The sequence below is a fragment of the Streptomyces sp. SKN60 genome, from assembly GCF_026236535.1.
Classification (GTDB): domain Bacteria; phylum Actinomycetota; class Actinomycetes; order Streptomycetales; family Streptomycetaceae; genus Streptomyces.
Genome location: NZ_JAHTMW010000009.1, coordinates 230,368 through 253,890 on the forward strand (window position 1 = coordinate 230,368; position 23,523 = coordinate 253,890).

The 23,523-nt window shown below is 73.3% G+C and carries 22 protein-coding genes; 14 read left to right on the top strand and 8 right to left on the bottom strand.

Translation table 11 applies throughout. The features are described from left to right. Positions 1 to 66: 66 nt before the first annotated feature. Together KV205_RS17460 and KV205_RS17465 are read right to left on the bottom strand one after the other, a co-directional pair. On the bottom strand, positions 67 to 2,043 hold the full coding sequence (locus KV205_RS17460; protein ID WP_265865295.1) for an ABC transporter permease: 1,977 nt from the start codon (positions 2,041 to 2,043) through the stop codon (positions 67 to 69). Continuing rightward, entirely contained in the window at positions 2,037 to 2,819 is a 783-nt protein-coding gene (locus KV205_RS17465) for an ABC transporter ATP-binding protein (RefSeq protein WP_265865296.1), read from the bottom strand. The genes KV205_RS17460 and KV205_RS17465 overlap by 7 nt, the downstream gene beginning before the upstream one ends. A gap of 212 nt (positions 2,820 to 3,031) precedes the next feature. Between KV205_RS17465 and KV205_RS17470 the strand changes: the two genes are divergently transcribed. From KV205_RS17470 to KV205_RS17495, 6 genes are all read left to right on the top strand, one after another. Beyond that, positions 3,032 to 4,174, top strand: coding sequence for a DUF2786 domain-containing protein (locus KV205_RS17470; RefSeq protein WP_265865297.1), 1,143 nt, complete (start codon positions 3,032 to 3,034; stop codon positions 4,172 to 4,174). A 46-nt stretch (positions 4,175 to 4,220) separates the two neighbouring features. Then, positions 4,221 to 6,317 (top strand): FUSC family protein, encoded by a 2,097-nt coding sequence (locus KV205_RS17475; protein ID WP_265865298.1) that lies wholly within the window; start codon positions 4,221 to 4,223, stop codon positions 6,315 to 6,317. 68 nt (positions 6,318 to 6,385) lie between these two features. Then, complete coding sequence (locus KV205_RS17480) at positions 6,386 to 6,928, top strand: hypothetical protein (protein ID WP_265865299.1); 543 nt, start codon at positions 6,386 to 6,388, stop codon at positions 6,926 to 6,928. 119 nt (positions 6,929 to 7,047) lie between these two features. Continuing rightward, entirely contained in the window at positions 7,048 to 7,611 is a 564-nt protein-coding gene (locus KV205_RS17485) for a SigE family RNA polymerase sigma factor (protein WP_265865300.1), read from the top strand. Continuing rightward, positions 7,608 to 8,393, top strand: a complete 786-nt coding sequence (locus tag KV205_RS17490) for a hypothetical protein (RefSeq protein ID WP_265865301.1) — start codon at positions 7,608 to 7,610, stop codon at positions 8,391 to 8,393. Before KV205_RS17485 ends, KV205_RS17490 begins: the two co-directional genes overlap by 4 nt. Before the next feature lie 188 nt (positions 8,394 to 8,581). Then, positions 8,582 to 8,794 carry a DUF397 domain-containing protein gene (locus KV205_RS17495; protein WP_265865394.1) on the top strand — a complete coding sequence of 71 codons (213 nt, stop codon included), beginning with the start codon at positions 8,582 to 8,584 and terminating at the stop codon, positions 8,792 to 8,794. 69 nt (positions 8,795 to 8,863) lie between these two features. On the opposite strand, the gene KV205_RS17500 is transcribed toward KV205_RS17495, so the two are convergent. After that, the gene (locus KV205_RS17500; RefSeq protein ID WP_265865302.1) at positions 8,864 to 9,379 is read right to left on the bottom strand and encodes an ATP-binding protein; all 516 of its coding nucleotides are present in this window, start codon (positions 9,377 to 9,379) and stop codon (positions 8,864 to 8,866) included. A gap of 326 nt (positions 9,380 to 9,705) precedes the next feature. Here KV205_RS17500 and KV205_RS17505 point away from each other — a divergent pair, with 326 nt between their 5' ends. From KV205_RS17505 to KV205_RS17530, 6 genes are all read left to right on the top strand, one after another. Next, the gene (locus tag KV205_RS17505) at positions 9,706 to 10,578 is read left to right on the top strand and encodes a helix-turn-helix transcriptional regulator (protein WP_265865303.1); all 873 of its coding nucleotides are present in this window, start codon (positions 9,706 to 9,708) and stop codon (positions 10,576 to 10,578) included. 94 nt (positions 10,579 to 10,672) lie between these two features. Further along, positions 10,673 to 12,157 (top strand): aldehyde dehydrogenase family protein, encoded by a 1,485-nt coding sequence (locus tag KV205_RS17510; protein ID WP_265865304.1) that lies wholly within the window; start codon positions 10,673 to 10,675, stop codon positions 12,155 to 12,157. A gap of 127 nt (positions 12,158 to 12,284) precedes the next feature. Beyond that, the gene (locus KV205_RS17515; protein ID WP_265865305.1) at positions 12,285 to 12,824 is read left to right on the top strand and encodes a DinB family protein; all 540 of its coding nucleotides are present in this window, start codon (positions 12,285 to 12,287) and stop codon (positions 12,822 to 12,824) included. Positions 12,825 to 12,877: 53 nt separating this feature from the next. After that, positions 12,878 to 13,489, top strand: a complete 612-nt coding sequence (locus KV205_RS17520; RefSeq protein WP_265865306.1) for a PadR family transcriptional regulator — start codon at positions 12,878 to 12,880, stop codon at positions 13,487 to 13,489. Positions 13,490 to 13,587: 98 nt separating this feature from the next. Further along, a complete protein-coding gene (locus KV205_RS17525; RefSeq protein WP_265865307.1) occupies positions 13,588 to 14,568 on the top strand; it encodes an ATP-binding cassette domain-containing protein in 981 nt (326 codons plus the stop codon). After that, positions 14,565 to 15,329, top strand: coding sequence for an ABC transporter permease (locus KV205_RS17530; protein WP_265865308.1), 765 nt, complete (start codon positions 14,565 to 14,567; stop codon positions 15,327 to 15,329). Before KV205_RS17525 ends, KV205_RS17530 begins: the two co-directional genes overlap by 4 nt. Before the next feature lie 34 nt (positions 15,330 to 15,363). On the opposite strand, the gene KV205_RS17535 is transcribed toward KV205_RS17530, so the two are convergent. The 3 genes from KV205_RS17535 to KV205_RS17545 form a co-directional block, all read right to left on the bottom strand. After that, complete coding sequence (locus KV205_RS17535) at positions 15,364 to 16,785, bottom strand: glutamate decarboxylase (RefSeq protein WP_265865309.1); 1,422 nt, start codon at positions 16,783 to 16,785, stop codon at positions 15,364 to 15,366. Between the two features lie 58 nt (positions 16,786 to 16,843). Next, the gene (locus KV205_RS17540) at positions 16,844 to 18,139 is read right to left on the bottom strand and encodes an ion channel protein (RefSeq protein ID WP_265865310.1); all 1,296 of its coding nucleotides are present in this window, start codon (positions 18,137 to 18,139) and stop codon (positions 16,844 to 16,846) included. 113 nt (positions 18,140 to 18,252) lie between these two features. Beyond that, a complete protein-coding gene (locus KV205_RS17545) occupies positions 18,253 to 18,621 on the bottom strand; it encodes a YbjQ family protein (RefSeq protein WP_265865311.1) in 369 nt (122 codons plus the stop codon). Between the two features lie 162 nt (positions 18,622 to 18,783). On the opposite strand from KV205_RS17545, the gene KV205_RS17550 reads away from it, so the two are divergent. After that, positions 18,784 to 19,497 carry a DedA family protein gene (locus tag KV205_RS17550; RefSeq protein WP_265865312.1) on the top strand — a complete coding sequence of 238 codons (714 nt, stop codon included), beginning with the start codon at positions 18,784 to 18,786 and terminating at the stop codon, positions 19,495 to 19,497. Positions 19,498 to 19,549: 52 nt separating this feature from the next. Here the strand turns inward: KV205_RS17550 and KV205_RS17555 are convergent, their stop codons facing one another. Then, on the bottom strand, positions 19,550 to 21,244 hold the full coding sequence (locus KV205_RS17555) for a threonine/serine exporter ThrE family protein (protein ID WP_265865313.1): 1,695 nt from the start codon (positions 21,242 to 21,244) through the stop codon (positions 19,550 to 19,552). 121 nt (positions 21,245 to 21,365) lie between these two features. Beyond that, complete coding sequence (locus KV205_RS17560; RefSeq protein WP_265865314.1) at positions 21,366 to 21,857, bottom strand: inorganic diphosphatase; 492 nt, start codon at positions 21,855 to 21,857, stop codon at positions 21,366 to 21,368. A gap of 105 nt (positions 21,858 to 21,962) precedes the next feature. Here KV205_RS17560 and dacB point away from each other — a divergent pair, with 105 nt between their 5' ends. Beyond that, positions 21,963 to 23,426, top strand: a complete 1,464-nt coding sequence (dacB, locus tag KV205_RS17565; RefSeq protein WP_265865315.1) for a D-alanyl-D-alanine carboxypeptidase/D-alanyl-D-alanine-endopeptidase — start codon at positions 21,963 to 21,965, stop codon at positions 23,424 to 23,426. Positions 23,427 to 23,523: the final 97 nt, after the last annotated feature.

Here is a 23,523-nt window from a genome sequence, read left to right on the forward strand (position 1 = left end):
CGGGACGGGAGGGAACCCGGCTCCGACCCCGGTTCCCATCCCGTCCCGAAGTACCAGCCTCACCCCTCAGCGGGTGAGCCGCCAGGCGGGGAGCACCGCCCCGGCCGCCGCGACCGTCGCGCAGACGGCGCCCGCCGCCCCGAGGGCCGCCCACGGGAGGTCCGGGCGCACCGGCGCGCCGAGGGCGGCGAGCCCCGCGCCCAGGGTGCCCAGGCAGAGGGCGCAGACGGCCAGGCCGAGGACGGCGCCGAGGGCGGTGGCGAGCAGCGACTCGTATGCCACGACCCGGAGGATCTGTGCGCGGGTGGCGCCGACGAGGCGGAGGGAGGCGAGTTCCGGGCCGCGGGCCGAGGTGGCCATCAGGAGGGTGTTGGCGAGGGCGATCACCGTGTAGAGCAGCGCGATGCCGAGGACCAGGACCAAACCGAGCCGGGTCTGCGAGCCGCCCCCGGCAGGGCCCGCGCCCGCGCTCGCGCCCGTGCTCGCCTGGTCCAGGACGCCCGGGGCGTTGGCCGGGGTCACGAGCGGTTCGTTGCCGCCCGCGCCGCGCGGCAGCACGCCGGCGACCCGGAGGCGTACCGGACCGGAGCCGTCCGCGCGCCAGATCTCCACCGTGTCGCCGACCCGGTGCCGCTCGAACTCCTCCGTCACCACGATCGACCGGTCGTCCAGACCGCCCGGCACCGCCCCGGCCGCCGCCCCGCCCGACACCGCCCGCGCCCCGTACTTGACCAGGGCCTCGGCCCCGTCCCGTACGAAAAGGGAGGTCGGCGCCCCGGCCGGCTGCCGGGCGGACTCCGCCGCCCGCGCCGCGCCCACCGTGCCGAGGAGCGTGCCGGCCAGGGCGACGGTGACCAGGACCGGGGCGGCGACGGCGGCGGTACGGCGTACGGCGGCCGCGCTGTTCTCCCGTACGAGCATCCCGGTCGCCCCGGACAGGCGCTCCGGGAGCCGTACGGCGCGGGCCATCGGGCGTACGAGGGCCGGGGAGAGCAGCGCCACGCCCGTGATCAGGGGCATCGGCAGGGTCGTGTACGTCTTGCGCTTGAGGAGCTCGGCGGGGTCGGTCGCGTACGTCCACGTCAGCAGCGCGAGGCCGCCGAGCAGCAGGGCCGCGCCGCACAGCGCCCGGCCGCGCGGCAGCGCGTCGGCGTCGACGTCCGCCTCGCGCAGCGCGGCGGTCGGGCCGATCCGCCCGGCCCGCCGGGAGGCGGCGAGCGCGCCCGCCACGGCGACGGTCACGCCGGTCCAGAAGGCCGCGTGGTACGGCCAGGAGGTCCCCGAGGTGGTGATGGTGAACCAGGGCGGGGCGATCCCGCCGTCCACCAGGGCCCGGGCGAGCCGGGGCGCGCCCCACGCGCCGAGGAGACAGCCGGCGGCGGAGGCGAGCACTCCGACGGCGGTCGCCTCGGCGAGCAGCAGGCGCCGGACCTGGCCGGGGGTGGCGCCTGCGGTGCGCAGCAGGCCGTACTCGCGGCGGCGCAGGGCGACGGAGAAGGCGAAGGTGGAGGCGACGACGAAGACGGAGACGAAGGCGGTGACACCGCCGGCCGTGCCGAGCAGGGCGTTGAGGGTGACGAGCGCGCGGGCGTCGCGGGCGGCCTCGGGGTCGACGGCGCGCCGGTCGGGGCCGGTGAGCACCCGGTTCCGGTCCCCGGTGAGCCGGGTGACCAGCGCCCGGACCTGGTCCGCCGGGCCGTCGACCCCGACGGCGTCCGGCGCGCCACTCGTTGTCGTCGTCACCGTCCAGCGGGCGCGCAGCTCGCGCAGGAGTTCGGCGTCCACAGGCTGTGGACGGTCGAGCGGCGCGGTCGTGACGGCCGTTCCCGGGCCGCGCCGCACCTCCACCGCGAGCCGGTCCTGCCCCTGGACGACCACGGGCGAATCCGCGAACCGGACCGGCGCCCGTTCGTCCGCCCCCACGGTGGCGGAGAGCCCGAGCCCCATGACGGTCACCAGTCCCACGCCGAGCGCGAGCGCGGTGAACCCGCCGACGAAGGACGCCCAACGCCCGCGCAGCCCGGCGAGCACGACGGTCAGCACGCCGCACCCGCCGTCTCCACGTGCGCCTCCAGGCCCGCCATGCGGGCCGCGACCGTCTCCGCCGTCGGCGCGTGCTGCTCGCCGACGAGCCGTCCGTCGACGAGGAAGAGGACGCGGTCGGCGCGGGCCGCCGCCACCGGGTCGTGGGTGACCATGACGAGCGTCAGGCCGTCCCGGTCGACGAGTTCGCGCAGCAGGTCGAGCACGGCGCGGCCGGTGGTGGAGTCGAGGGCGCCGGTCGGTTCGTCGCCGAAGAGGACGGCAGGCCGGGTGATGAGCGCGCGGGCGAGCGCCACGCGCTGCTGCTGGCCGCCGGAGAGCTCGGCCGGGCGGTGCCGCTCGCGGCCCGCGAGGCCGACCCGGGCGAGGGCCTCGCGCACCTGCGCGCGCGACGGGCGGCGGCCCGCGAGGCGCAGCGGCAGGGCCACGTTCTGGGCGGCGGTGAGCGAGGGCAGCAGATTGAACGACTGGAAGACGAAACCGATCCGGTCCCGCCGCAGCAGCGTCAGCCGCCGCTCGCTCAGCCCGGTCAGCGGCACGCCGTCGATCTCCACGGTGCCGGCCGTCGGCCGGTCGAGCCCGGCCGCGCACTGCAGCAGGGTGGACTTGCCGGAGCCGGACGGGCCCATGACGGCGGTGAAGCTCCCGGCGGGCAGATCGAGGTCGACGCCGTCGAGCGCGCGGACGTCCCGGTGGAGCCGGCGGAGCCCGCGCAGCCGTACGGCGGGGGTGGCGGGGGGAGCGGGCCGGTGGACGGTGGTCGTGGTCGAGGTCATGCCTCCAGCGAACCGTCCGGCCGGCCTCCGATCACGACCACCAGCGGGCGTCCCGGGGTAGGGCCGGCCCTACCCCCACCGCTCACGTGCCCCTACCGCGCCGCGCCCCTGAGGACGGCCGAGCGCTGACAATGGTGTGGTGACGGTGTGGCGGGCGAGGTGCCCGGGACCATCGTTGCCGGGGTGGGCCGATCGTGGAAGGAGGCACATTGATGTCGGAGGGGCACACGGAGGTGACGAGCACGGTCGAGCGCGCCTTCGAGGCGCTGTACGGGGACGACGAGCGCGCTCTCGACACGGCGGCCTCGCTGCTCACGGCGGACCGCACCGCCGACGCCGAACTGGTCCGGCGGGGCGAGGAGTTCGTCCGCTCGCTGTGGGCGCGGGGCTGGCAGCCGGCCGATGCCGTACGGATGGTGCGGCGCGAACTCGGCGACGAGCACGTGCGGTTGGCCGCCGGGCTCGTACGGACGGAGACCGCGCGCTACGAGCGCCTCCCGCACCGCTGGCAGGCGCAGCTCGACGCGCTCGACGAGGGGTCGGTGCGTCCGGGGGCGGACCGCTTCTCGTACGCGACCGCCGTCCTGGAGCTCTACCGGCTGCTCGTCCGGCTGCCCCGCCTCGACGCCGTCGGGCCGGTGCCCGGCGAGACGCTGCCGCCGCCCGTCGCGGGCGAGCCGAAGCTGCTGACCCGGATCCGGGCGCTGCTCGCGAAGGCGGAGCGGACGACGTACGCGGAGGAGGCGGAGGCGCTGACCGCGAAGGCGCAGGAGCTGATGGCCCGGCACAGCCTCGACGAGGCGAGCCTCGCGGCGGGCGCGCCGGCGCCGGAGACCCCGGGCGCGCTGCGGATCGGCGTGGACCCGCCGTACGAGCAGGCGAAGGCGATCCTGCTGGACGCGGTGGCGGGTGCGAACCACTGCCGGGCGGTGTGGAACGAGGCGTACGGCTTCTCGACGGTCGTCGGCTTCGAGGCGGACCTCGACCCGGTCGAACTCCTCTACACCTCCCTGCTCGTGCAGGGCACGGCGGCGATGACCCGCGCGGAGGCCGAACAGCGCGCCGGCGGCCGCAAGCGCACCAAGTCCTTCCGCCAGTCCTTCCTCCTCGCCTACGCCAACCGCCTCGGCGCCCGCCTCGCCACGACCTCCCGCCGGGTCGCCGCCGAGACCCCGACCCTCCTCCCCGCCCTCGCCTCCCGCGACCTCGCCGTCACCGCCCGCACCGACGAACTCTTCCCCGAGACCCGCACCACCCGCGTCCGCGCCGCCTGGGACGAGGCCGGCTGGCACCACGGCACGACGGCGGCGGACCGCGCGGGCCTGGGCGCGCGGGGCAGGGACGAGATCCACTAGGGACCCAAATGCACCTTTCGTCCCTTCTCGCGGCTACGCTCACCCCATGAGCTGGCTCCGGGCGCTGAAGGAGACCGCGCGGTCGGGGTTCTCCGTCGAGCGGCGGCGGTTGGAGCCCGCCGTGGCGGGGCGGGGGGCGCTCGGGCTCGCGCTGGTGGTCGGGGTGTCGCTCGCGGCGTTCGGGCCGGTGGTGGCGGCGTCGTCGGCGTTCGGGGCGTTCCAGGCGGCGATCGCGACGTTCCAGCGGTCGTACCGGCCGCGGCCCACCCTCGCGCTGGCCTCCGGGGCGAGCCTCGCCGTGTCGACGTTCCTCGGATATCTGACCGGCGCCCATCTCGTCCTCTTCCTCGCGCTGCTCGCGCTGTGGACGTTCGTCGCCGGGCTCTCCTGGGCCGCCGGCCCGACCGTGGGCATCATCGCGTCCTCCAACGTGGCGATCATGCTGGTCACGGTCACCCTCCCCACCTCCGTGGCCACCGCCGCCGGGCACGCCGCGATGATCGCGGTCGGCGGACTCGTCCAAGCCGCGCTGATCGTGCTCATGCCGGTGCGCCGCTGGGGCGCCCAGCGCGACGCGCTCGCCGACGCGCTCGCCGCCGAGGCGGACTACGCGCGCAGGCTGCGCCACGACCCGACCGCCTCCTTCGACCCCGTACCGCTCATGACGGCCCGCAGCGCCGCCGCCGTCACCCCGCGCCAGGCCCGCCGCAGGCCCGCCGAACTGCACGGCGCGCGCGGGCTCGCCGAGCGGATCCGGCCGGTGCTCGCCTCGCTCGCGGACCCGGCGGTCGGCGCATCCGCCGAGGGGCCGGAGCGGGACCGGGTGCGCGAGCTGCTCGGCGCGGCGGGGGACACCCTGGACGCCTGCGCGCACGCCATCCGGCACGGCGAACCGGTCGACCCGCCGGCCCACGCGGACGCCGCCCTGCACACCCCGGACACCCTCGCGATCCTCAAGGGCGCGCCCCGCCGCGCGGCCATCCGGCTCGCCGCGCTCCTCGACGACGTCGTCGAGACGGCGGAACCCCGCACCGAGACCGCGGCCGCCGCCCGCAGCCGCCCCACCCTCCTCCAGCTCCTCCCGGTCGCGCTCCGCGCGATGCGCGCCGAGCTGCGCCACGACTCGCCGATCCTGCGGCACGCGCTCCGTGTCACGGCCGTGGCCACCACCGGCTATCTGCTCGGCACCTGGCTCCCCTTCGGCCACGGCTACTGGGCGCCGATGGCCTCCGTGATGGTGATGCGCCCGGACTTCACCCAGACCTACGCCCGCTCCGTCGCCCGCCTCGGCGGCACCCTCGTCGGCGTGGCCCTGGCCACCGGCATCGTGCAGACCGCCCACCCCGGCACCTGGCTGCTCGCCGGCCTCGCCGTGCTGTGCGCCTTCGGGATGTACCTGCTGATGCGCACCGGTTACGCCGCGAGCCAGGTCTTCGTCGCCGCGTACGTCGTCTTCCTCCTCGGCATGGAGGGCGCGGGCGTCACCCAGACCGTCCGCGAACGCGTGCTCCTGACCCTCCTCGGCGGCCTCCTCGCGATGCTGTCGTACGCCGTCTACCCGGCCTGGGAGACGCCCCGGCTTCGCGGCCGGCTCGCGGACTGGCTGAAGGCGGACGGGCGGTACGCGGCGACCGTCGTCGGCCACTTCGCCGACCCGGTCGGCCCGGTCTCCCCGGACGTGCGCGAGGCCCTGCTCGGCACCCGGGCCGCCCGGATCGCCTGGCAGGAGGGGGTGGAGCGGGCCACCCACGAGCCGGTACGGCACCGGGGCCTGTCGCGCGCGGCGGCGGCCGAGGCTGAGGACGCGCTCGCCCAGTTCGGGCGGGTCGCGATGCTCCTGGAGGCGCACCTCCCGGAACGCGGCGCCCCGCCCGTACCCGAGGCCGCGGCCCTCGCGGAGGCCCTGCGCACGGTGACGGAACGCGGCGCCAAGTCCGTACGGGACCGCAAGGCGCCGCCCTTGGCCGAGCTGCGCGAGACGATCGAGGCATGGGAACGGGCCGACGCCCCCGACCACTTCCTGCTGCGCAAGGGCGCGCTGCTGCTCCTCGCCGCGCTCGAAGAGCTGTCGGCGGCGCTCGGCGGGGGCGGTGCGGATGCGTCCCGGCCGCGTGTCATCCAGAAGTCGCCGTCCGGGAGTTGAAGGAAGTGAGGAGCCACTCCGAGGAGTACCCCGAGGAGCCAACCCTCACCGACTTCAGGAGCCCGAAGATGAGTACGCGCACGAGTACGAGCACGGCAGGCCGGCTGTTGGCGGCGGCCGTGCTGGCGGCCGCCGTGGCCGCGCCCGCCACCGCCGTGGCCGCCCCGGCCCCCGCCGCCGTGTCCCTGGCGGCGGCGAAGCACACCTCCCCCGTCCGGGTCGTCGCGTCCGGCGAACGCGTGGACGCGGGCGGCGGGTTCACGATCTGGCTGACCGCCGAGGGCAAGCACTGGCTGAGCCCGGACGGCACCGAGAACTTCCGCAGCGTCGTGGACGGCAACGTCGACACCTCCCGGCCGGGCGTCAGCCACCAGTCCGAGGGCGACCCCACGCAGACCTTCCACTCCGGCCTGTTCTACGGAACCAAGCGCGCCGGACAGGTCGTCCTCACCGACGCGGACGGCCGCAAGACCTCCGCGACCCTCCTCGAACTGCCGGGCCGCCCGGGCTGGGGCGTCTGGTACGCGCACCGGGCGGGCTCGACCGACGGTGTCGGCGTGGCGCTGTACGACCGCAACGGGCGTCTGCTGGCGGAGCTTCCGCCATTCTGACGACCGACCGGACGCACGCGCGGACGCACGAACAGACGCTCACCGAGCGGTGCAAGGCAGGGCCCGGCACGGGGCGGGCCCTGCCCACCGCACCACCGACGAGCGCGAGGTCCTCCACCGTGTCGCACGAGTCGTCGCACGAGCCACCGCACGAACCACGGGACTTACCCGGCCAGGACGACGCCGGCTTCACCGCGTTCGCCGTCGCCGCGTGGCCCCGCCTGGTGCGCACCGCGCAGCTGCTCACCGGCGACTTCCACGAGGCCGAGGACCTGGTGCAGACGACCCTCGCCAAGGTGTACGGGCGCTGGCGCCGGGTGCCGCGCGAGGAGATGGACCTGTACGTGCGGCGGGCGCTCGTCAACAACAACCTCAGCCGGCTCCGCCGCAAACGCGTGGTCCACCTGCTGACCCCGGTCCTCCCGGAGCCGCTGCGGCACGCGGTCGCGGGCCACGCGGAGGCGGTCGAGCAGCGCACCACGCTCCTCGCGGCCCTCGCCGACCTGCCGCCCCGGCAGCGGGCGGTGATGGTGCTGCGCTACTGGGAGGACCTGAGCGAACCGGAGATCGCCGCCGTGCTCCACTGCTCGATCGGCACGGTCAAGACCCACGCCCGCCGCGGCCTCGCCGCCCTCCGCTCCCATCCAGGCCTTGCCCTACCCCCCACCGGAGCCCCCCGATGACCCCCGACGAACCGGACGACGACCCCGACCTCGACCTGCGGGCCGCCTTCGCCGCGGCCGCGTGCGACATCACGCCCGGGCCCGTGCCGCTCGCGGAGGTACGGCGCCGGGGGCTGGCCCTGCGCCGGCGGCGGGCGGTCGCCCTGGCCGCGTTCGCGGTGCTCGCGGTGTCCGGCGCCGCCGCCGTGGCGGGGCTCGCGCTGCCCGTCGGGCCGGAGGTGGCCGCGGCCCCGCCGGTCACCGCCGCCGCTACCACTCCCGTACCTCCCGCACCCCTCCCGCCTGCGATACGCGTGGTGCGGCCGGGGGAGCGGGTGGCCGCGGGCAAGGGGTGGACGGTGTGGCTGACCGCCGAGGGCAAGCACTGGTCGGGGCCGGACGGGTACGCCAACACCCGCAGCGTGACGGACGGCAACATCGCGCTCTCGGAGCCGGGGATCTCGTACCAGCGGGAGGGCGGCCGGGAGGGGGTCTTCCACTCGGGCCTCTACTACGGGACCCGCTCGGTGGGCCGGGTCGAGCTGCGGGACCCGGACGGCGGCACGACGGTCCTCGCGACGCTCCTGGAGCTCCCGGGCCGCCCCGGCTGGGGCGTCTGGTACGCGTACACCGCACCAGCGGCGCGCGATCTGCGCGACCCGCGCGAGGTGACCGACCCGCGGCGTGACCAGGAGGGCCTCGCCGACGTCCTCCTTTACGACCGGGCGGGGCGCCGCCTGGCGGAGCTTCCCGGCATTCCCTCCCGTACCTCCCGTGCCTCACGTACCGTCAGTGAGCCGTGACGTGCGGGCCGTTGACCTGCTACCCGCTGGTAGCACGCTGAGTCGCGTAGTCACTACGCCACCCCTCGTGCACGTGCATCTGCTCATGCAGGCGCATATGAACACGGCTATGATCCGAGGAAGTTGACACCTGCACCAATCATCTCGGGGAGCTACCAGTGCATCACGCGCACCACGCGTACAACGGCATGGCGGCCACGGAGCTTCGTGGTGTCGTGTGGCAGAAGAGCCGGCACAGCAACTCCCAGGGGTCCTGCGTGGAGTTCGCCAAGCTGCCCGGCGGCGATGTCGCGGTGCGCAATTCCCGGCACCCCGACGGACCCGCGCTCGTCTACACGCCCGCCGAGATCGAGGCGCTGCTCGCGGGCGTCAAGGACGGGGAGTTCGACCACCTGGTGTAGGAACGTCCGCGGACGAGGGAGGGCCCCGGTGGCGACCGCCACCGGGGCCCTCCCCTCATGTCACGACTCTCACTCCGGACCCAGCCGGAACAGCGCCCACACCACCTTGCCCTGCAGCGTGCCGGCCAGCGGGTGCCAGCCCCAGCCGTCGGCGAACGACTCCACCAGGAACAGCCCGCGGCCCGACTCGGCGGCGAAGTCCTCCTCGCTGCTCCGTGCCTCCGGGCTCTCCCGGCTGGGGTCGCGCACGGCGCACACCAGGCGCGAGGCCCAGCGCATCAGGTGCAGGCGGACGGGCGGATTCAGGCCTTCCTCGGCGGCCGAGGTCATGGCCGGATCGGTCCCCGCGGGCACCGCGTGGCGCAGCGCGTTGGTGACGAGCTCGGAGACGACGAGGGCGACGTCGTCGAAACGGTCGGTGAGATCCCAGTTGTGGAGCGTCTGACTGGTGAACTTCCGGGCGCCGCGCACCGCTTCGTAGCGGGGCGGAAGGGCGCAGGAGGCCGAGTTCGACACGGTCGCGGGATCGATCGGCGGAAGCCCCTGCCGTAACGGCTCGAGCATGGTCGATCCATTCGGTCCCATGCGAGGCACTCCCGGGAATCGCGGCGGTGGTGCGACAAAGGCGGTGCGACAACGGTGCGGCAGCACGCGTGAGTACGCGGCTGCGCGAGCACCATGGTTCCGGAGGCGACCAAGGGATGCAAGGGCAGATGCACGTGCACGCGCCGGACCTGTCCGTCCCCGTGCCGATTCTGTGCATAAGTCGTCCCCGGACGCGGCCGGGGCTGCCCGGAACCCGCCCTCTATCCGTAATCGAATGTGTACGCGCTGAAGCGTTTAGTGGCAGAATCCGGGGCTCGACGGGGGCTCGACAGCGAGAGCAGCACCGTGAAGGGGAGGCTGGAGCCGTGACGGCAGGCGAATCGAGCGGGGCGAGCGGAAGTGTGGTGCGCCGCATACTGCTTGGCTCCCAGTTGAGGCGACTGCGCGAATCGCGTGGCATCACCCGGGAAGCCGCCGGTTACTCGATCCGGGCGTCCGAATCCAAGATCAGCCGTATGGAGTTGGGAAGGGTGAGCTTCAAGGCCAGGGACGTCGAGGATCTGCTCACGCTCTACGGGGTGTGCGACGACGCCGAGCGCGGCTCGCTGCTCGGCCTGGCCCGCGAGGCCAACGTGGCCGGCTGGTGGCACAGCTTCGGCGACGTGCTGCCCGGCTGGTTCCAGACGTACATCGGCCTCGAAGGCGCCGCCTCCCTCATCCGTATCTATGAAGTGCAGTTCGTCCACGGCCTGTTGCAGACCGAGGCGTACGCCCACGCCGTCGTCTCCCGCGGCATGCCGGGCGCCCCGTGCGCCGAGATCGACCGCCGGGTCGCGCTCCGCCTGGAGCGCCAGAAGGTGCTCGTCTCCGAGAACGCCCCGCATCTGCACGCCGTCCTCGACGAGGCCGCACTGCGCCGCCCGTACGGCGACCGGGCCGTGATGCAGGGCCAGTTGCGGCATCTCATCGAGATCTCCGAACACCCGAACGTGACGCTCCAGGTGATGCCCTTCAGCTACGGCGGCCACGCGGGCGAGAGCGGCGCCTTCACCATGCTCAGCTTCCCCGAGTCCGACCTGTCCGACGTCGTCTACCTGGAACAGCTGACCAGCGCCCTCTACCTCGACAAACGCGAGGAGGTCGGGCAGTACGGCCGGGTCATGGAGCGCCTCCAGAAGGACAGCCCCGATCCCGCCGAAAGCCGTGATCTTCTCCGAGGACTCCTTCAACTCGGCTGATACGTCAGTACGATGACGGGACATCAGTGAGACGGCTGTGACTCTGCAGCCGTCCGTGCCGAAGTCCGCCACCGCGGGTTAGGGGTCTCGTTCCATGGCGTCTGCTCAGTCCTCGGACCACTCGGACTACTTCACCGAACTGGCGCACCAGTACATCGACGGCGAGTGGAAGCCCGGCAGCGGATCCTGGGACATCATCGACTTCAATCCGTACACCGGGGAGAAGCTCGCCGCGATCACCGTCGCGACCGCCGCCGAGGTCGACAACGCCTACCGCGCCGCCGAGCGCGCCCAGGCCGAGTGGGCCGAGACCAACCCGTACACCCGGCGGCTCGTCTTCGAGCGGGCGCTGCGGATCGTCGAGGAGCGCGAGGAGGAGATCGCCGAGGCGATCGTCGCCGAGCTCGGCGGCACCCGCCTCAAGGCGGGCTTCGAGCTGCACCTGGCGAAGGAGTTCCTGCGCGAGGCGATCCAGGTCGCGCTCCGCCCCGAGGGCAGCATCCTGCCCTCGCCGGTGGACGGCAAGGAGAACCGCGTCTACCGCCTGCCGGTCGGCGTCATCGGCGTCATCTCGCCCTTCAACTTCCCCTTCCTCCTCTCCATCAAGTCCGTCGCGCCCGCCCTCGCGCTCGGCAACGCGGTGGTCCTCAAGCCGCACCAGAACACCCCGATCTGCGGCGGCACCCTGGTCGCCAAGGTGCTGGAGGAGGCGGGCCTGCCGGCCGGTCTGCTCAACGTGGTCGTCACCGACATCGCCGAGATCGGCGACGCGCTGCTCACCCACCCGGTCCCGAAGGTCATCTCCTTCACCGGCTCCGACCGCACCGGCCAGCACGTGGCCACCGTCTGCGCCCAGCACTTCAAGCACGCGGTGCTCGAACTCGGCGGCAACAGCGCCCTGATCGTCCTCGACGACGCCGACGTCGACTACGCGGTCGACGCGGCCGTCTTCAGCCGCTTCGTGCACCAGGGCCAGGTCTGCATGGCCGCCAACCGCATCCTGGTGGACCGCACCCTGGAGGCGGAGTTCACCGAGAAGTTCGTCGCCAAGGTGAAGACCCTGCGGGTCGGCGACCCGGCCGACCCGGCCACCCACATCGGCCCGCTCATCAACGCCCAGCAGGCGGAAGCGGTGGCCTCGGTCGTCGAGCAGACCGTGGCGGGCGGCGCGACCGCGCTGCTGCGCGGCACGGTCGACGGCAGCCTGGTCTCCCCGACCGTGCTCACCGGCATCGCCGCCGACGCGCCGGTCCTCAGCCAGGAGATCTTCGGCCCGGTGGCCCTGGTCATCCCGTTCGACGGCGAGGACGAGGCCGTACGGATCGCCAACGACACCCCGTACGGCCTGAGCGGCGCCGTGCACACCGGCAACGTCGAGCGCGGCGTCCGGGTCGCCAAGCGGATCCACACCGGCATGATCCACATCAACGACGGCACCGTGCACGACGAGCCGATCGTCCCCTTCGGCGGCGAGAAGCAGTCGGGCATCGGCCGGCTCAACGGCGAGGCGATGGTCGAGGCCTTCACCACCCGGAAGTGGATCTCGATCCAGCACGGACGCAGCCGGTTCCCGTTCTAGCGCGCGTCACGCGGAGGGTCACGCGGAGGAGGGATCTAGGGCCGAATCTGTCCTAGATCCTCCCTAACGTGGTCCGTGTCGAGAACGAAGGCCGTCCGCACGGCGGGCGCTACGAAAGGCGGCAGTCATGGTTGCTCTGGTCCCCGCGGAGAAGCCCGGCGACGAGCGCGGCGCGCTCCTCAACTTCATCGAGGCCCAGCGCGCCGCGATCGTCCGGGCGTCCTTCGGCCTCACCGACGAGCAGGCGGCGAGCCGCCCCAGCGCGAGCGAGCTCAGCCTCTCCGGCCTGATCAAGCACGTCGCGGAGGCCGAGCTCAACTGGCTGCGGATGGCGCAGCAGCAGCCGAACGAACTGCGCCGGGACGAGTCGACCTGGCACGAGAGCTTCGTGCTCGTGGGCGGGGAGACCGTCGCCGGGACGGTGGCCTTCCTGGAGCGGGTGGCGAAGGAGACGGAGGAGTTCGTCCGGACCGTGCCCAGCCTGGACGACACCTTCCCGCTGCCCGACAAGCCGTGGTTCCCGAAGGACGGCCGGGTCTCGGTCCGCTGGATGCTGCTCCACCTGATCCAGGAGACGGGCCGGCACGCCGGGCACGCGGACATCATCCGCGAGTCGCTCGACGGCAAGGGCTCCTTCGAGCTGATCGAGCTGGAGAGCAAGGTGTAGCCGAAGACACCGAGGACCTACCCTGGTCGAAATTGACCAGGGAGGTCCGTGGGATGTCGGCGATCCGCCTTCTCGTTCTGGGCGCGGTCAAGCAGCACGGCCGCGCCCACGGCTATCAGGTGCGCAACGACCTGGAGTACTGGGGCGCGCACGAGTGGTCCAACGCCAAGCCGGGCTCGATCTACCACGCGCTGAAGCAGATGGCGAAGCAGGGACTGCTCGTCGCCGACGAGATCGCGCCGAGCACGGCCGGCGGGCCGCCGAGGGTCGAGTACGAGATCACGGACGCGGGCCGCGAGGAGTTCCTGCGGCTCCTCCGGGAGGCGCTGTCCACGTACGACCAGCAGATGGACGTCCTGTCGGCGGCGGTCGGCTTCATCGTGGACCTGCCGCGCGCGGAGGCGGTCGAGCTGCTGCGGGCCCGGGTGCGCGGCCTGGACGAGTGGCGGGCCGCGGTGACGGACTACTACACGCCGGAGGGCGGGCCGGGTCAGCTCGGGCACATCGGCGAGATCATGCACCTCTGGGTGCACTCGGCCGACTCGGGCCGGGAGTGGACCCTCGGTCTGATCGAGCGGATCGAGGGCGGGGCGTATGTGTTCGCGGGCGAGGGCGAGCCGTTCGTGGGCGTGCTCGCGGAGGGCCAGGAGAACCCCTTCGCATAATTCTGCGTAATCAAGTTTGACTAGCCCCTCGCGGGGGCATATGGTTCTCCGCTGCGGCAGTGGTCAAATTTGACTACGCAGGTATCGGGAGGAAAGGGATGTCGGTGTCAGTGGGTGGCGACGCGATCCTCATGGAAGGCGTGCGGAAGCGGTACGGAGACGACAAGCAGGCGCTCGACGGCCTCGACCTGACCGTCGCGCGCGGCACGGTGCACGGGCTGCTCGGGCCGAACGGCGCCGGGAAGACCACGACGGTACGGGTGCTCGCCACCCTGCTCCGCCACGACGAGGGCCTGGTGCGGGTGGCCGGGCACGACGTACGGCGCGAGGCGGGCGAGGTGCGGCGGCGGATCGGCCTGCTCGGCCAGCACGCGGCCCTCGACGAGGAGTTGTCCGGCCGGCAGAACCTGGAGATGTTCGGGCGCCTCTACCACCTGGGCGCGCGCGGCGCGGCGGCCCGCGCGGACGCGCTCCTGGAGCGGTTCGGCCTCGCGGACACCGGCCGCAGGCCCGTACGGCAGTACAGCGGCGGCATGCGGCGGCGGCTCGACCTGGCCGCCTCGCTCATCACGGAGCCGGAGGTGCTGTTCCTGGACGAGCCGACCACCGGCCTCGACCCGCGCGGGCGCGGCGAGGTGTGGGAGTCCGTGCGCTCCCTGGTCGGCGGAGGTACGACGGTGCTGCTGACCACGCAGTACCTGGAGGAGGCCGACCAGCTCGCCGACCGGATCTCGGTCGTCGACAGCGGCCGGGTGGTCGCGGACGGCACGCCCGACGAGCTGAAGACCCGGGTCGGCCGGGACCGGATCGACGTGGTCGTACGGGACGGGGCGCGGCTCGACGAGGCGCTGAACGCGCTGCCGTTCGCCCGCGCCGAGGCGGACGTGGACCGCGACCGGCGGCGGATCAGCGCGCCCGTCGAGGACCGGATGGCCTCGCTCGCCCTGACCGTACGGGCCCTGGAGGAGGCGGGCATCGAGGCGGAGGACATCGCGCTGCGCCGCCCGACCCTGGACGAGGTGTTCCTGCACCTGACCGGCGGACGGCCGGCGGACGAGCGGACGGAGGTGGCCGCATGAGCGCGGCGTACGTGGTGAGCGACTGCCTGACCATGACCCGGCGGGAGCTGGCGCACTGGGCGCGGCAGCCGGTGCAGGTCGTGGTCGGCCTGGTCTTCCCGGTGATGATGCTGCTCATGTTCGGCTATCTGGTCGGCGGCGGCCGGGCGGTCGACGGCGACTACGTCGACTTCCTGGTGCCCGGCATGCTCACCCTGACCATGGTGTTCGGGCTCGAAGGCACGATGACGGCGGTCACCCAGGACCTCGACAAGGGCGTGATCGACCGCTTCCGCGCCATGCCGATGACCGACGGCGCGGTCCTCGTCGGCCGGGCGGCCGCCGACATGCTCCAGTCGACCGTGGGCCTGCTGCTGATGATCGGCGTCGGCTACGCGATCGGCTGGCGGGCGGAGGGCGGCTTCGGCGCCTTCCTGGGCGCCCTTGGGCTGCTGCTCCTGCTGCGCTTCGCGATGCTCTGGATCGGGATCTTCCTGGCCCTGGTCGCGGGCCGGGCCGAGCTGGTGCAGGCCGTCCAGATCCTGGTCTGGCCGGTCGGCTTCCTCTCCAACGCCTTCGCGGCGCCCGAGTCGATGCCGGGCTGGCTGGGCGCGTTCGTGGAGTGGAACCCGATGTCGGCGACCGCGACGGCGGTCCGCGAACTGTTCGCGAACCCGGGCGGCGAGCCGGGCTGGGTGGGCGCCGCGGTGCTGTGGCCGGTGCTGCTCGTCGTGGTCTTCTTCCCGCTGGCGGTACGGAGGTTCGGCCGGCTGGGCAGGTAGCGCGGGGGCAGCACCGGCCCTCTCTCAGTGGTGGTCAGTGGTGGAAGGAGGTAGCGGCCTGCTTGTCGTCGGTGAACGGGTGTGGCTGGCGGCGCAGTTCGGGCAGCAGCCGCTCCAGATCCTCGACGAGCAGGTTCGCGAGGTCCGCCGAGAAGCCGTTGCGGCAGACGATCCGCAGCACCGACAGGTCCTCGCGTTCGGCCGGGAAGGTGTAGGCGGGCACCAGCCAGCCGGCTTCGCGGAGCCGGCGGGAGACGTCGAAGACGTCGAAGGACGTGACGTCCGGCGCGGTGGTGAAGGCGAAGACGGGCAGCTGGTCGCCACGGGTGAGGAGGCGGAAGTCGCCCAGGGCCTCGATGCGCCGGGCGAGGTCGGTGGCCACGTCCCGACTGGTCTGCTGGACGGCCCGGTAGCCGGCCCGGCCGAGCCGCAGGAAGGTGTAGTACTGCGCGACCACCTGGGCGCCGGGTCGGGAGAAGTTGAGGGCGAAGGTCGGCATGTCGCCGCCCAGGTAGTTGACCCGGAAGACCAGCTCCTCGGGGAGTTCCTCGGGGGAGCGCCACAGCGCCCAGCCGACGCCCGGGTAGACCAGTCCGTACTTGTGGCCCGAGGTGTTGATGGAGGAGACCCGGGGGAGCCGGAAGTCCCACACCAGGCCCTCGTCGAGGAAGGGCGCGACCATGGCGCCGGAGGCGCCGTCCACGTGCACCGGCACGTCGATCCCGGTGCGCTCCTGGAGGTCGTCGAGCGCGGCGCAGATCTCGGCGACCGGCTCGTAGGAGCCGTCGAAGGTGGAGCCGAGGACGGCGACCACGCCGATGGTGTTCTCGTCGCAGAGCTCGGCGGCGGTGGCCGCGTCCAGGTGGAAGCGGTCGCCCCGCATGGGCACCAGGCGGGCCTCGACCTCCCAGAAGTTGCAGAACTTCTCCCAGCAGACCTGCACGTTGACGCCCATCACCAGATTGGGCCGGGCGGCGGGATAGCGGTCGGCGTTCCTCTTCGCCCAGCGGCGCTTGAGCGCCATGCCGGCCAGCATGCAGGCCTCGCTGGAGCCGGTGGTGGAGCAGCCGACGGTGACGGAGGGGTCGGGGGCGTTCCACAGGTCGGCGAGCATGGCGACGCAGCGGCGCTCCAGTTCGGCGGTGCGCGGGTACTCGTCCTTGTCGATCATGTTCTTGTCGCGGCACTCGCCCATGAGCACCGCCGCCTGGGGTTCCATCCAGGTGGTGACGAAGGTGGCGAGGTTGAGCCGGGAGTTGCCGTCGAGCATCAGCTCGTCGTGAACCAGCTGGTAGGCGCTCATCGGCGCCAGCGGCCCGTCCGGCAGCTTGTGCCGCGGTGGCGCCTCGGTCATGCCGCCGACCGGGTCGGCCTCGCCATAGAACGGGTTGAGGGAGAGGCGGCGTACGGGTGCGGCGTCGGAGGCGCCGTCGTCGGGTCCCTTGTGCAGCGGCACGGCGGGTTCCTTCCTGTACGTACGGGGGCAGGGGCGGGCAGGGGCGGGCGGGGGCGGCTCAGTGCAGTGAGTCGCCGTGTGCGTCGAGTTCGAGCTCGGGGCGCCCGGTGACGACCAGCCAGGCGGGCAGGGAGGCGAGGACGAGGAGCGGGATCATCGCCGGCGAGGCGGCGATGACGGCGGCGATGAAGAGGCTCACCCACCCCTGGTGGGTGGTCGCGAGCACCATGCCGAGGACGGCGGCCGAGACGGCGACCGCCGGATGGATCTCCGTCACGAGCGCCTGCGCGCACAGGCCGAACGCGGCGCCGATGAACACGATCGGGAACACCCGGCCGCCGATGAAGCCGCAGGACGCGGCCACGAGCAGGGCGACCAGCTTCACCACGGCCATCTTGGCGAGCTCGCCCGAACCATAGGTCCCGAGGGACTGGACGAGTTCCTTGGTCTCCGTGAGCCCCTTGAACAGCGTCAGCCGCCCCCCGAGCGCGCCGAGCAGACCCAGGATCAGCCCGCCCAGCGGCAGCATCAGCATGGGGTGCTTCAGCCGGTGGAAGGCCCGGTGGGCGTACGGGAAGGCGTAGCAGGCGAGCAGTCCGAAGAGCGCGGCGAGGGTGGCGATGACCAGGGCGGCGAGGAGGTCTTCGTAGCCGGGGTTCGTGAGCGGCGGCAGGCCCATGTCGAAGCTGGGGTGGTCGACCAGCTGGGTGGTCATCGCCCCGGCGCCGGCCGCCACCAGCGGGGCGAACAGCTTGTCCCACAGCCCGCCCCCGGCGAGCCCGGGCGCCGCCTTCGACGCCAGCGCCTCGGAGATCACCAGCGCGGCCGCCACCGGGGTGCCGAAGAGCGCGCCGAACGTGGCGGCGGTGGCGAGCGACACCCACAGCGCGCCCGGCAGCGCCGGCAGGACCATCCGGCCCAGCCAGAAGGTCAGCGCGATGGCGGAGACGATCGTCGGGTTCTCCGGGCCGAGACTGACGCCGCCGGCCAGTGTGAGCGTGCTGGCGAGCAGCAGACCGGGCACCACCCCGGGCTTGATCGGCGCCCCGCCGAGCCCGACCTCGGCCGGGTCGGAGCCGGCGTGCCCGTACACCTTCCAGACGACGAGACCGACCGCGATGCCGCTCGCGGTCAGCATCACGATGATCCACAGCGAGGAGTACGAGCCGATGCCGAGGGCGTCCGGAAGGGTGTCCCAGACCAGGTCCTGGAGCCGCTCGGCCAGCTTGCTGATCCCCAGATACAGCAGCGCCGAGCCGACCCCGACCACGAGCGCGGGCACGCACAGGGGGAGCAGGACCTTCCGGACGATCTCCGGACCGGCGGGGGGCGGGGCAGGTGCTTGGGTGGTCACCGGCTCACCATAAGTGGGCAAATGCCGTCATACATCCTGACATTCGGGGCTCGCCGCCCCGGAACCACCGGTACGGGCATGCCGGTACGGGCCTGCCGGTACCGGCATGCGCCTCAGGGAATCGGCGCGATCACCACGGCGGTGCCGTACGCGCACACCTCCGTGCCGACGTCGGCGGCCTCCGTCACGTCGAAGCGGAACATCAGGACCGCGTTCGCGCCGCGCGCCCGCGCCTGCTCCACCAGCCGTTCCATGGCCTGGTTACGGGTCTCCACGAGGGTCTTCGTCAGCCCCCGCAGCTCCCCGCCGACCAGCGACTTCAGGCCCGCGCCGATCTGGCTGCCGATGTGCCGCGAGCGGACGGTCAGCCCGAAGACCTCGCCGATCACCTGCTGGACCTGGTGGCCGGGGACGTCGTTCGTCGTCACCACCAGCACGTCCGACTGGGCGGTCTGGCCGCCGCCGTACTCGTCGATGCCCATGCGCATCCACCTCCTGGGCCACAGCCTGCTGCCGGGCTGCCCTGCCCGCATCCGGAAGGGGGCCGCCTGGAACCCGGGGCGTTCGCCGCGCGTTGGTACCTTGGGGCAGCTGTCCCGCACGACACCTCCCATGCCCCCACCGACCGCAGGAGCCCGGAACCCGTGAACACGCTTGCCCTCGGACCGAGCTGGCTGGACCCGGACCACCTGATCGCGACCTTCGGTCTGATCGGTGTCCTCGTCATCGTCTTCGCCGAGTCCGGACTCCTCATCGGCTTCTTCCTGCCCGGTGACTCGCTGCTGTTCACCACCGGCCTGCTGGTCACCACCGGCAAGCTCGACACCCCGCTGTGGCTGGTGTGCGCCCTGGTGGTCGCCGCGGCCGTCATCGGCGACCAGGTGGGCTACCTCTTCGGCCGCAAGGTCGGCCCCGCGCTCTTCAAGCGCCCGGACTCCAAGCTCTTCAAGCAGGAGAACGTCGAGAAGGCCCACGAGTTCTTCGAGAAGCACGGCCCGAAGTCGCTGATCCTGGCCCGCTTCGTGCCGATCGTGCGGACCTTCACGCCGATCATCGCCGGCGTCAGCCGCATGAACTACCGCTCCTTCATCACCTTCAACCTCATCGGCGGCCTCCTGTGGGGCGCCGGCGTGACGCTGCTCGGCTCCGCGCTCGGCAAGGTCGACTTCGTGCACAAGCACATCGAGCTGATCCTCGTCGGGATCGTGCTGATCTCCGTGATCCCGGTCGTCATCGAGATCCTGCGGGCCCGCGCCCAGGCCAAGAAGAACCCGGCCCCCGGCCCCGACACCGACCACGACGCCCCCGGCACCCCGAACCCCCCGGCGGCCGAGCGCGGCCGCCACGCCAAGCGGTAGGGGGAGAACCGGACCACAAGCCCTTCGGGGCGCAGGCGGCCCGTCGCGCTCGCTAGAAGCCTCTCGTACGCTTCGCCGCGCGGCGGGCCGCCGCCGTGCGCGGGGCCTGCATGAAGAGGCGGGCCAGCTCGCCGCCGAGGTTCACGCCGATCGCGATCGCCAGGGCCAGGGCCGCCGCCTTGGCCAGGGACGCGAAGCCCGTGTCCAGGTTGTGCTGGGCGATCGCGAGGACACCGAAGTAGGTCGCGGAACCCGGCAGCAGCGGGCCGATCGCCGCCGTCACGTACGGCAGCGACGAGGTGTGGTGGTAGCGGGCGATCAGCTGCCCGAAGAGGCCCACCAGACCGGCCGCGACCGCCGTCGCCATCACCGCCGAGCCGCCCGCCGTCACCGCGATCGACGCGTAGATCACCCACGCCACCCCGCCGTTCAGCGTCGCGAACAGCACCGTCGCCCGCGACTGCTGCAGCAGGATCGCGAAGGTCGCGCACAGCACCATCGACGCCGCGATCTGCACCGCCGGCCGCTCGACCGCCTTCAGCGCCCCCTCCGGGTTGAGCTCGGCGCCGAACTGCACCGCCAGGTACAGCACCGAAAGCACACCCACCACGATCGCCACGAAGAAGTAGCCGACCTCGAGCAGCCGGGCCGAGGCCGTGATGTAGAAGCCGGTCAGACCGTCCTGCACGGCCGCCACGAGCGCCCGCCCCGGGATCAGCGCGAACAGGCCACCGGTGATCACCGCCGAGGGCCGCAGATCCGCGTGGAGCAGCGTCAGCGCCACCCCCATCGCGGCCGGCGGCATCGCCGCCACCAGGAACTGGTAGAACTCCGGCAGCCCCCGCCCCGCGCACAGCCACGCCAGCCGGTCGCCCAGCATCGCGCCGAGCGCCGCCACGAAGAACACCGTCGCCCCGCCGCCGAGCAGCACCGAGGCCGCGCCCGCCAGCACCCCGGCCGCCGCGGTGAGCACCCAGCCGGGGTACGGGTGCCGGTTGCGGCGGATCTCCGCGAGCCGCCGGTACGCCTCCTCCGGCGACACGTCGTGCGCCGGGTCGTTGATGTCGGCGAGCAGCACGTACACCGCCGCGAGCCGCGTGTAGTCGGTGCCCCGGCGCCGTACCGTACGGTTCGCCGTCACCGGATCGTCCACCAGCGACGGCTGGTACGTGATCGACAGCAGCGTGAACGTCACCGTCGGCTCGCAGCGGTCCAGACCGTACGACCGGCAGATCGCGAACATCGCCGCCTCGACGTCCTCCGCGCCCTCCCCGCCCGCGAGCAGCAGCTCGCCGATGCGCAGGGTCAGGTCGAGCACGCGCGGCACCGGCGGCCCCGCCTCGTCCTCCTTGCGCGCCGCCTCCGGCACCGGCCGCTCGCCGACCGGCAGCCGCAGCATCGTGCGCATCCGGTCCTGCCAGGGCGCGTCCTGCGACAGCCTGACCATCGGTATGCCGTACGCGGGCGTGAACGCCGGCGCGGCCTGCTGGGCCGAGTAGCCCGAGGGCGGAGCGAAGGCGGAACCTTCCTTCTCCGGCGACGGCTCCGCCGCGAGACCTTCCGCGAGCCCCTCCGGCAGCGCGAACTCCGAGGTCGGATGCTCCTCCTCCGGCGGCTCCGGCGGCGCCACCCCGGGCGGCGGCACGAAAGCGCTGCGCGCCTCGTCGGACGCGGGCTTCCGGTCCTCCGGCTCCTCGTCCGGAGCGCCCGGCGCGTCCGGCTTCGCCACCACTCTGTCCGCCCTCATTCCGGCCTGGTACCCACGCGACCGGACCCCATACGGGCCGGTTGAAGCCCAGTATGAACGCGCGAAAGGCGGCGCACCTCAGCAGGTGCACCGCCCTCGCACAAGATCGGATCAAGCCGGCTCAGTGGCCGCCCTGCTCCTCGAAGCGCTTGTACGACTTCTCGACCTCGGCCTCGGCCTCGGCGCGGCCGACCCAGTCGGCGCCCTCGACGGACTTGCCCGGCTCCAGGTCCTTGTAGACCTCGAAGAAGTGCTGGATCTCCAGGCGGTCGAACTCCGGCACGTGGTGGATGTCGCGCAGGTGCTCCATGCGCGGGTCCGTCGCCGGGACGCACAGCAGCTTGTCGTCGCCGCCGGCCTCGTCCGTCATGCGGAACATGCCGATGGCGCGGCACTTGATGAGGCAGCCCGGGAACGTGGGCTCGTCCAGGATGACGAGCGCGTCCAGCGGGTCGCCGTCCTCGCCGAGGGTGTTCTCGACGTAGCCGTAGTCCGTCGGGTAGGCGGTCGAGGTGAAGAGGCGGCGGTCCAGGCGGATCCGACCGGTCTCGTGGTCGACCTCGTACTTGTTCCGCGACCCCTTGGGGATCTCGATGAGAACGTCGAACTCCACGGGTGGATCTCCTCCTGAATCAACACATGTCAATGCTCGCGACGACGCGCGATGGTTAAGTGTCTCTCACGCACGCTCTTGATCGCGAAAGGGGCTGGTCATCACATGCCGGAGGCGAGAACCTGGCAGCTCGTGGCGGGCTCCGCCGTGCTCGGTCTGGCCCTGGCCGCCGGAGCGGTCACCGCCGCCGGCCCGTGGGACTCCGGTCAGCGTAAGGCCGAGCGCGCCAGGGCGGCCCTCGCGGACGCCCGAGGTGGCGCACATCACGCCGGCCATGCCGCCGGTCCGCCGCCCGCCGCCCCCCGCCGCCCGGCCCCCGCCCCCAGCGCCGCCGGCGTGCTCCGCGCCCTCGGCGCCCCGGACGGACCGGCCGCCGCCGGCCGCACCGGATCCACCCGGACGGGCGACGACCTCGCCCCCGTCCTCGTACCGCTGCTCGGCGACCCCGGCCTCGGCACCCTGCGCACCGCCTCCGTCGTCGACGCCGCCACCGGAAAGCAGCTGTACGGCGAGGGCGCCACCACGCCGATGACCCCCGCCTCCACCATCAAGATCGCCACCGCCGCCGCCGCCCTGTCCGCGCTCGGCCCCGACCACCGCATCGCCACCACCACCGTGGCCGCCCCCGACGGGCGCACCGTCACCCTCGTCGGCGGCGGCGACCCCACCCTCGACCGGACCCGCCTGAAGGCCCTCGCCGACGCCACCGCCCGCGCCCTCAAGGCCCGCGCCGGCACCGCGCCCGCCATCCGCGTCACGTACGACACCAGCCTCTACAAGGGCCCGCTGCTCCACCCGATCGGCCCCAACGACAACCTCGCCCCCGTCACCGCCCTGATGACCGACGAGGGCCGCACCGGCGGCCCCGCCACCGGCCCCGCCCCGCGCACCGCCGACCCCGCCGGCGACACCGCCACCGCCTTCGCCGGACTGCTCCGCAAGGCCGGCGTACGCATCGACGGCGACCCCGCACCCGGTCGTGCCGCCACCGGGCCGAAGGCCGCCCAGCTGGCCCGTACCGACTCCGCACCCCTCGCCGACCTCGTCGAACGCACCCTCACCAGCAGCGACAACGACCTCGCCGAGGCCCTCGCCCGGCAGACCGCGCTCGCCCGCAAGCAGCCCGCCAGCTTCGCCGGCGCCGGCAAGGCCGTCCACGACGAGCTGGCCCGGCTCGGGCTGCCGCTCGCCGGCGCCAGGTTCGCCGACGGCAGCGGCCTCGACCGCAACGACCGGGTCTCCGCCGCCCTCCTCACCGGCCTCCTCACCCGCGCGGCCGACCCCGCCCGGCCCGCCCTGCGCCCCGTCCTCACCGGACTGCCCGTCAGCGGCTTCACCGGCACCCTCGCCGGCCGCTTCGGCACCGGCCCCGCCGCCTCCGGCGCCGGCCTGGTCCGCGCCAAGACCGGCACCCTCACCGGCGTCAACACCCTCGCCGGCACCGTCGTCACCCCCGACGGGCGCCTCCTCGCCTTCGCCTTCCTGGCCGGCCGCACCGACTCCGCGGCCGCCGCCCAGACCGCCCTCGACCGCCTCTCCGCCGCCCTCGCCCAGACCGGCGCCCCCTAGGGGACGGCATGGCGGGCCGACGCGCCGCGCGACCCCGCTGACCCCGGCGAATACTCGCCCGAACCCTCACCGAACGGGCGCCGAGAACGTACGGTTG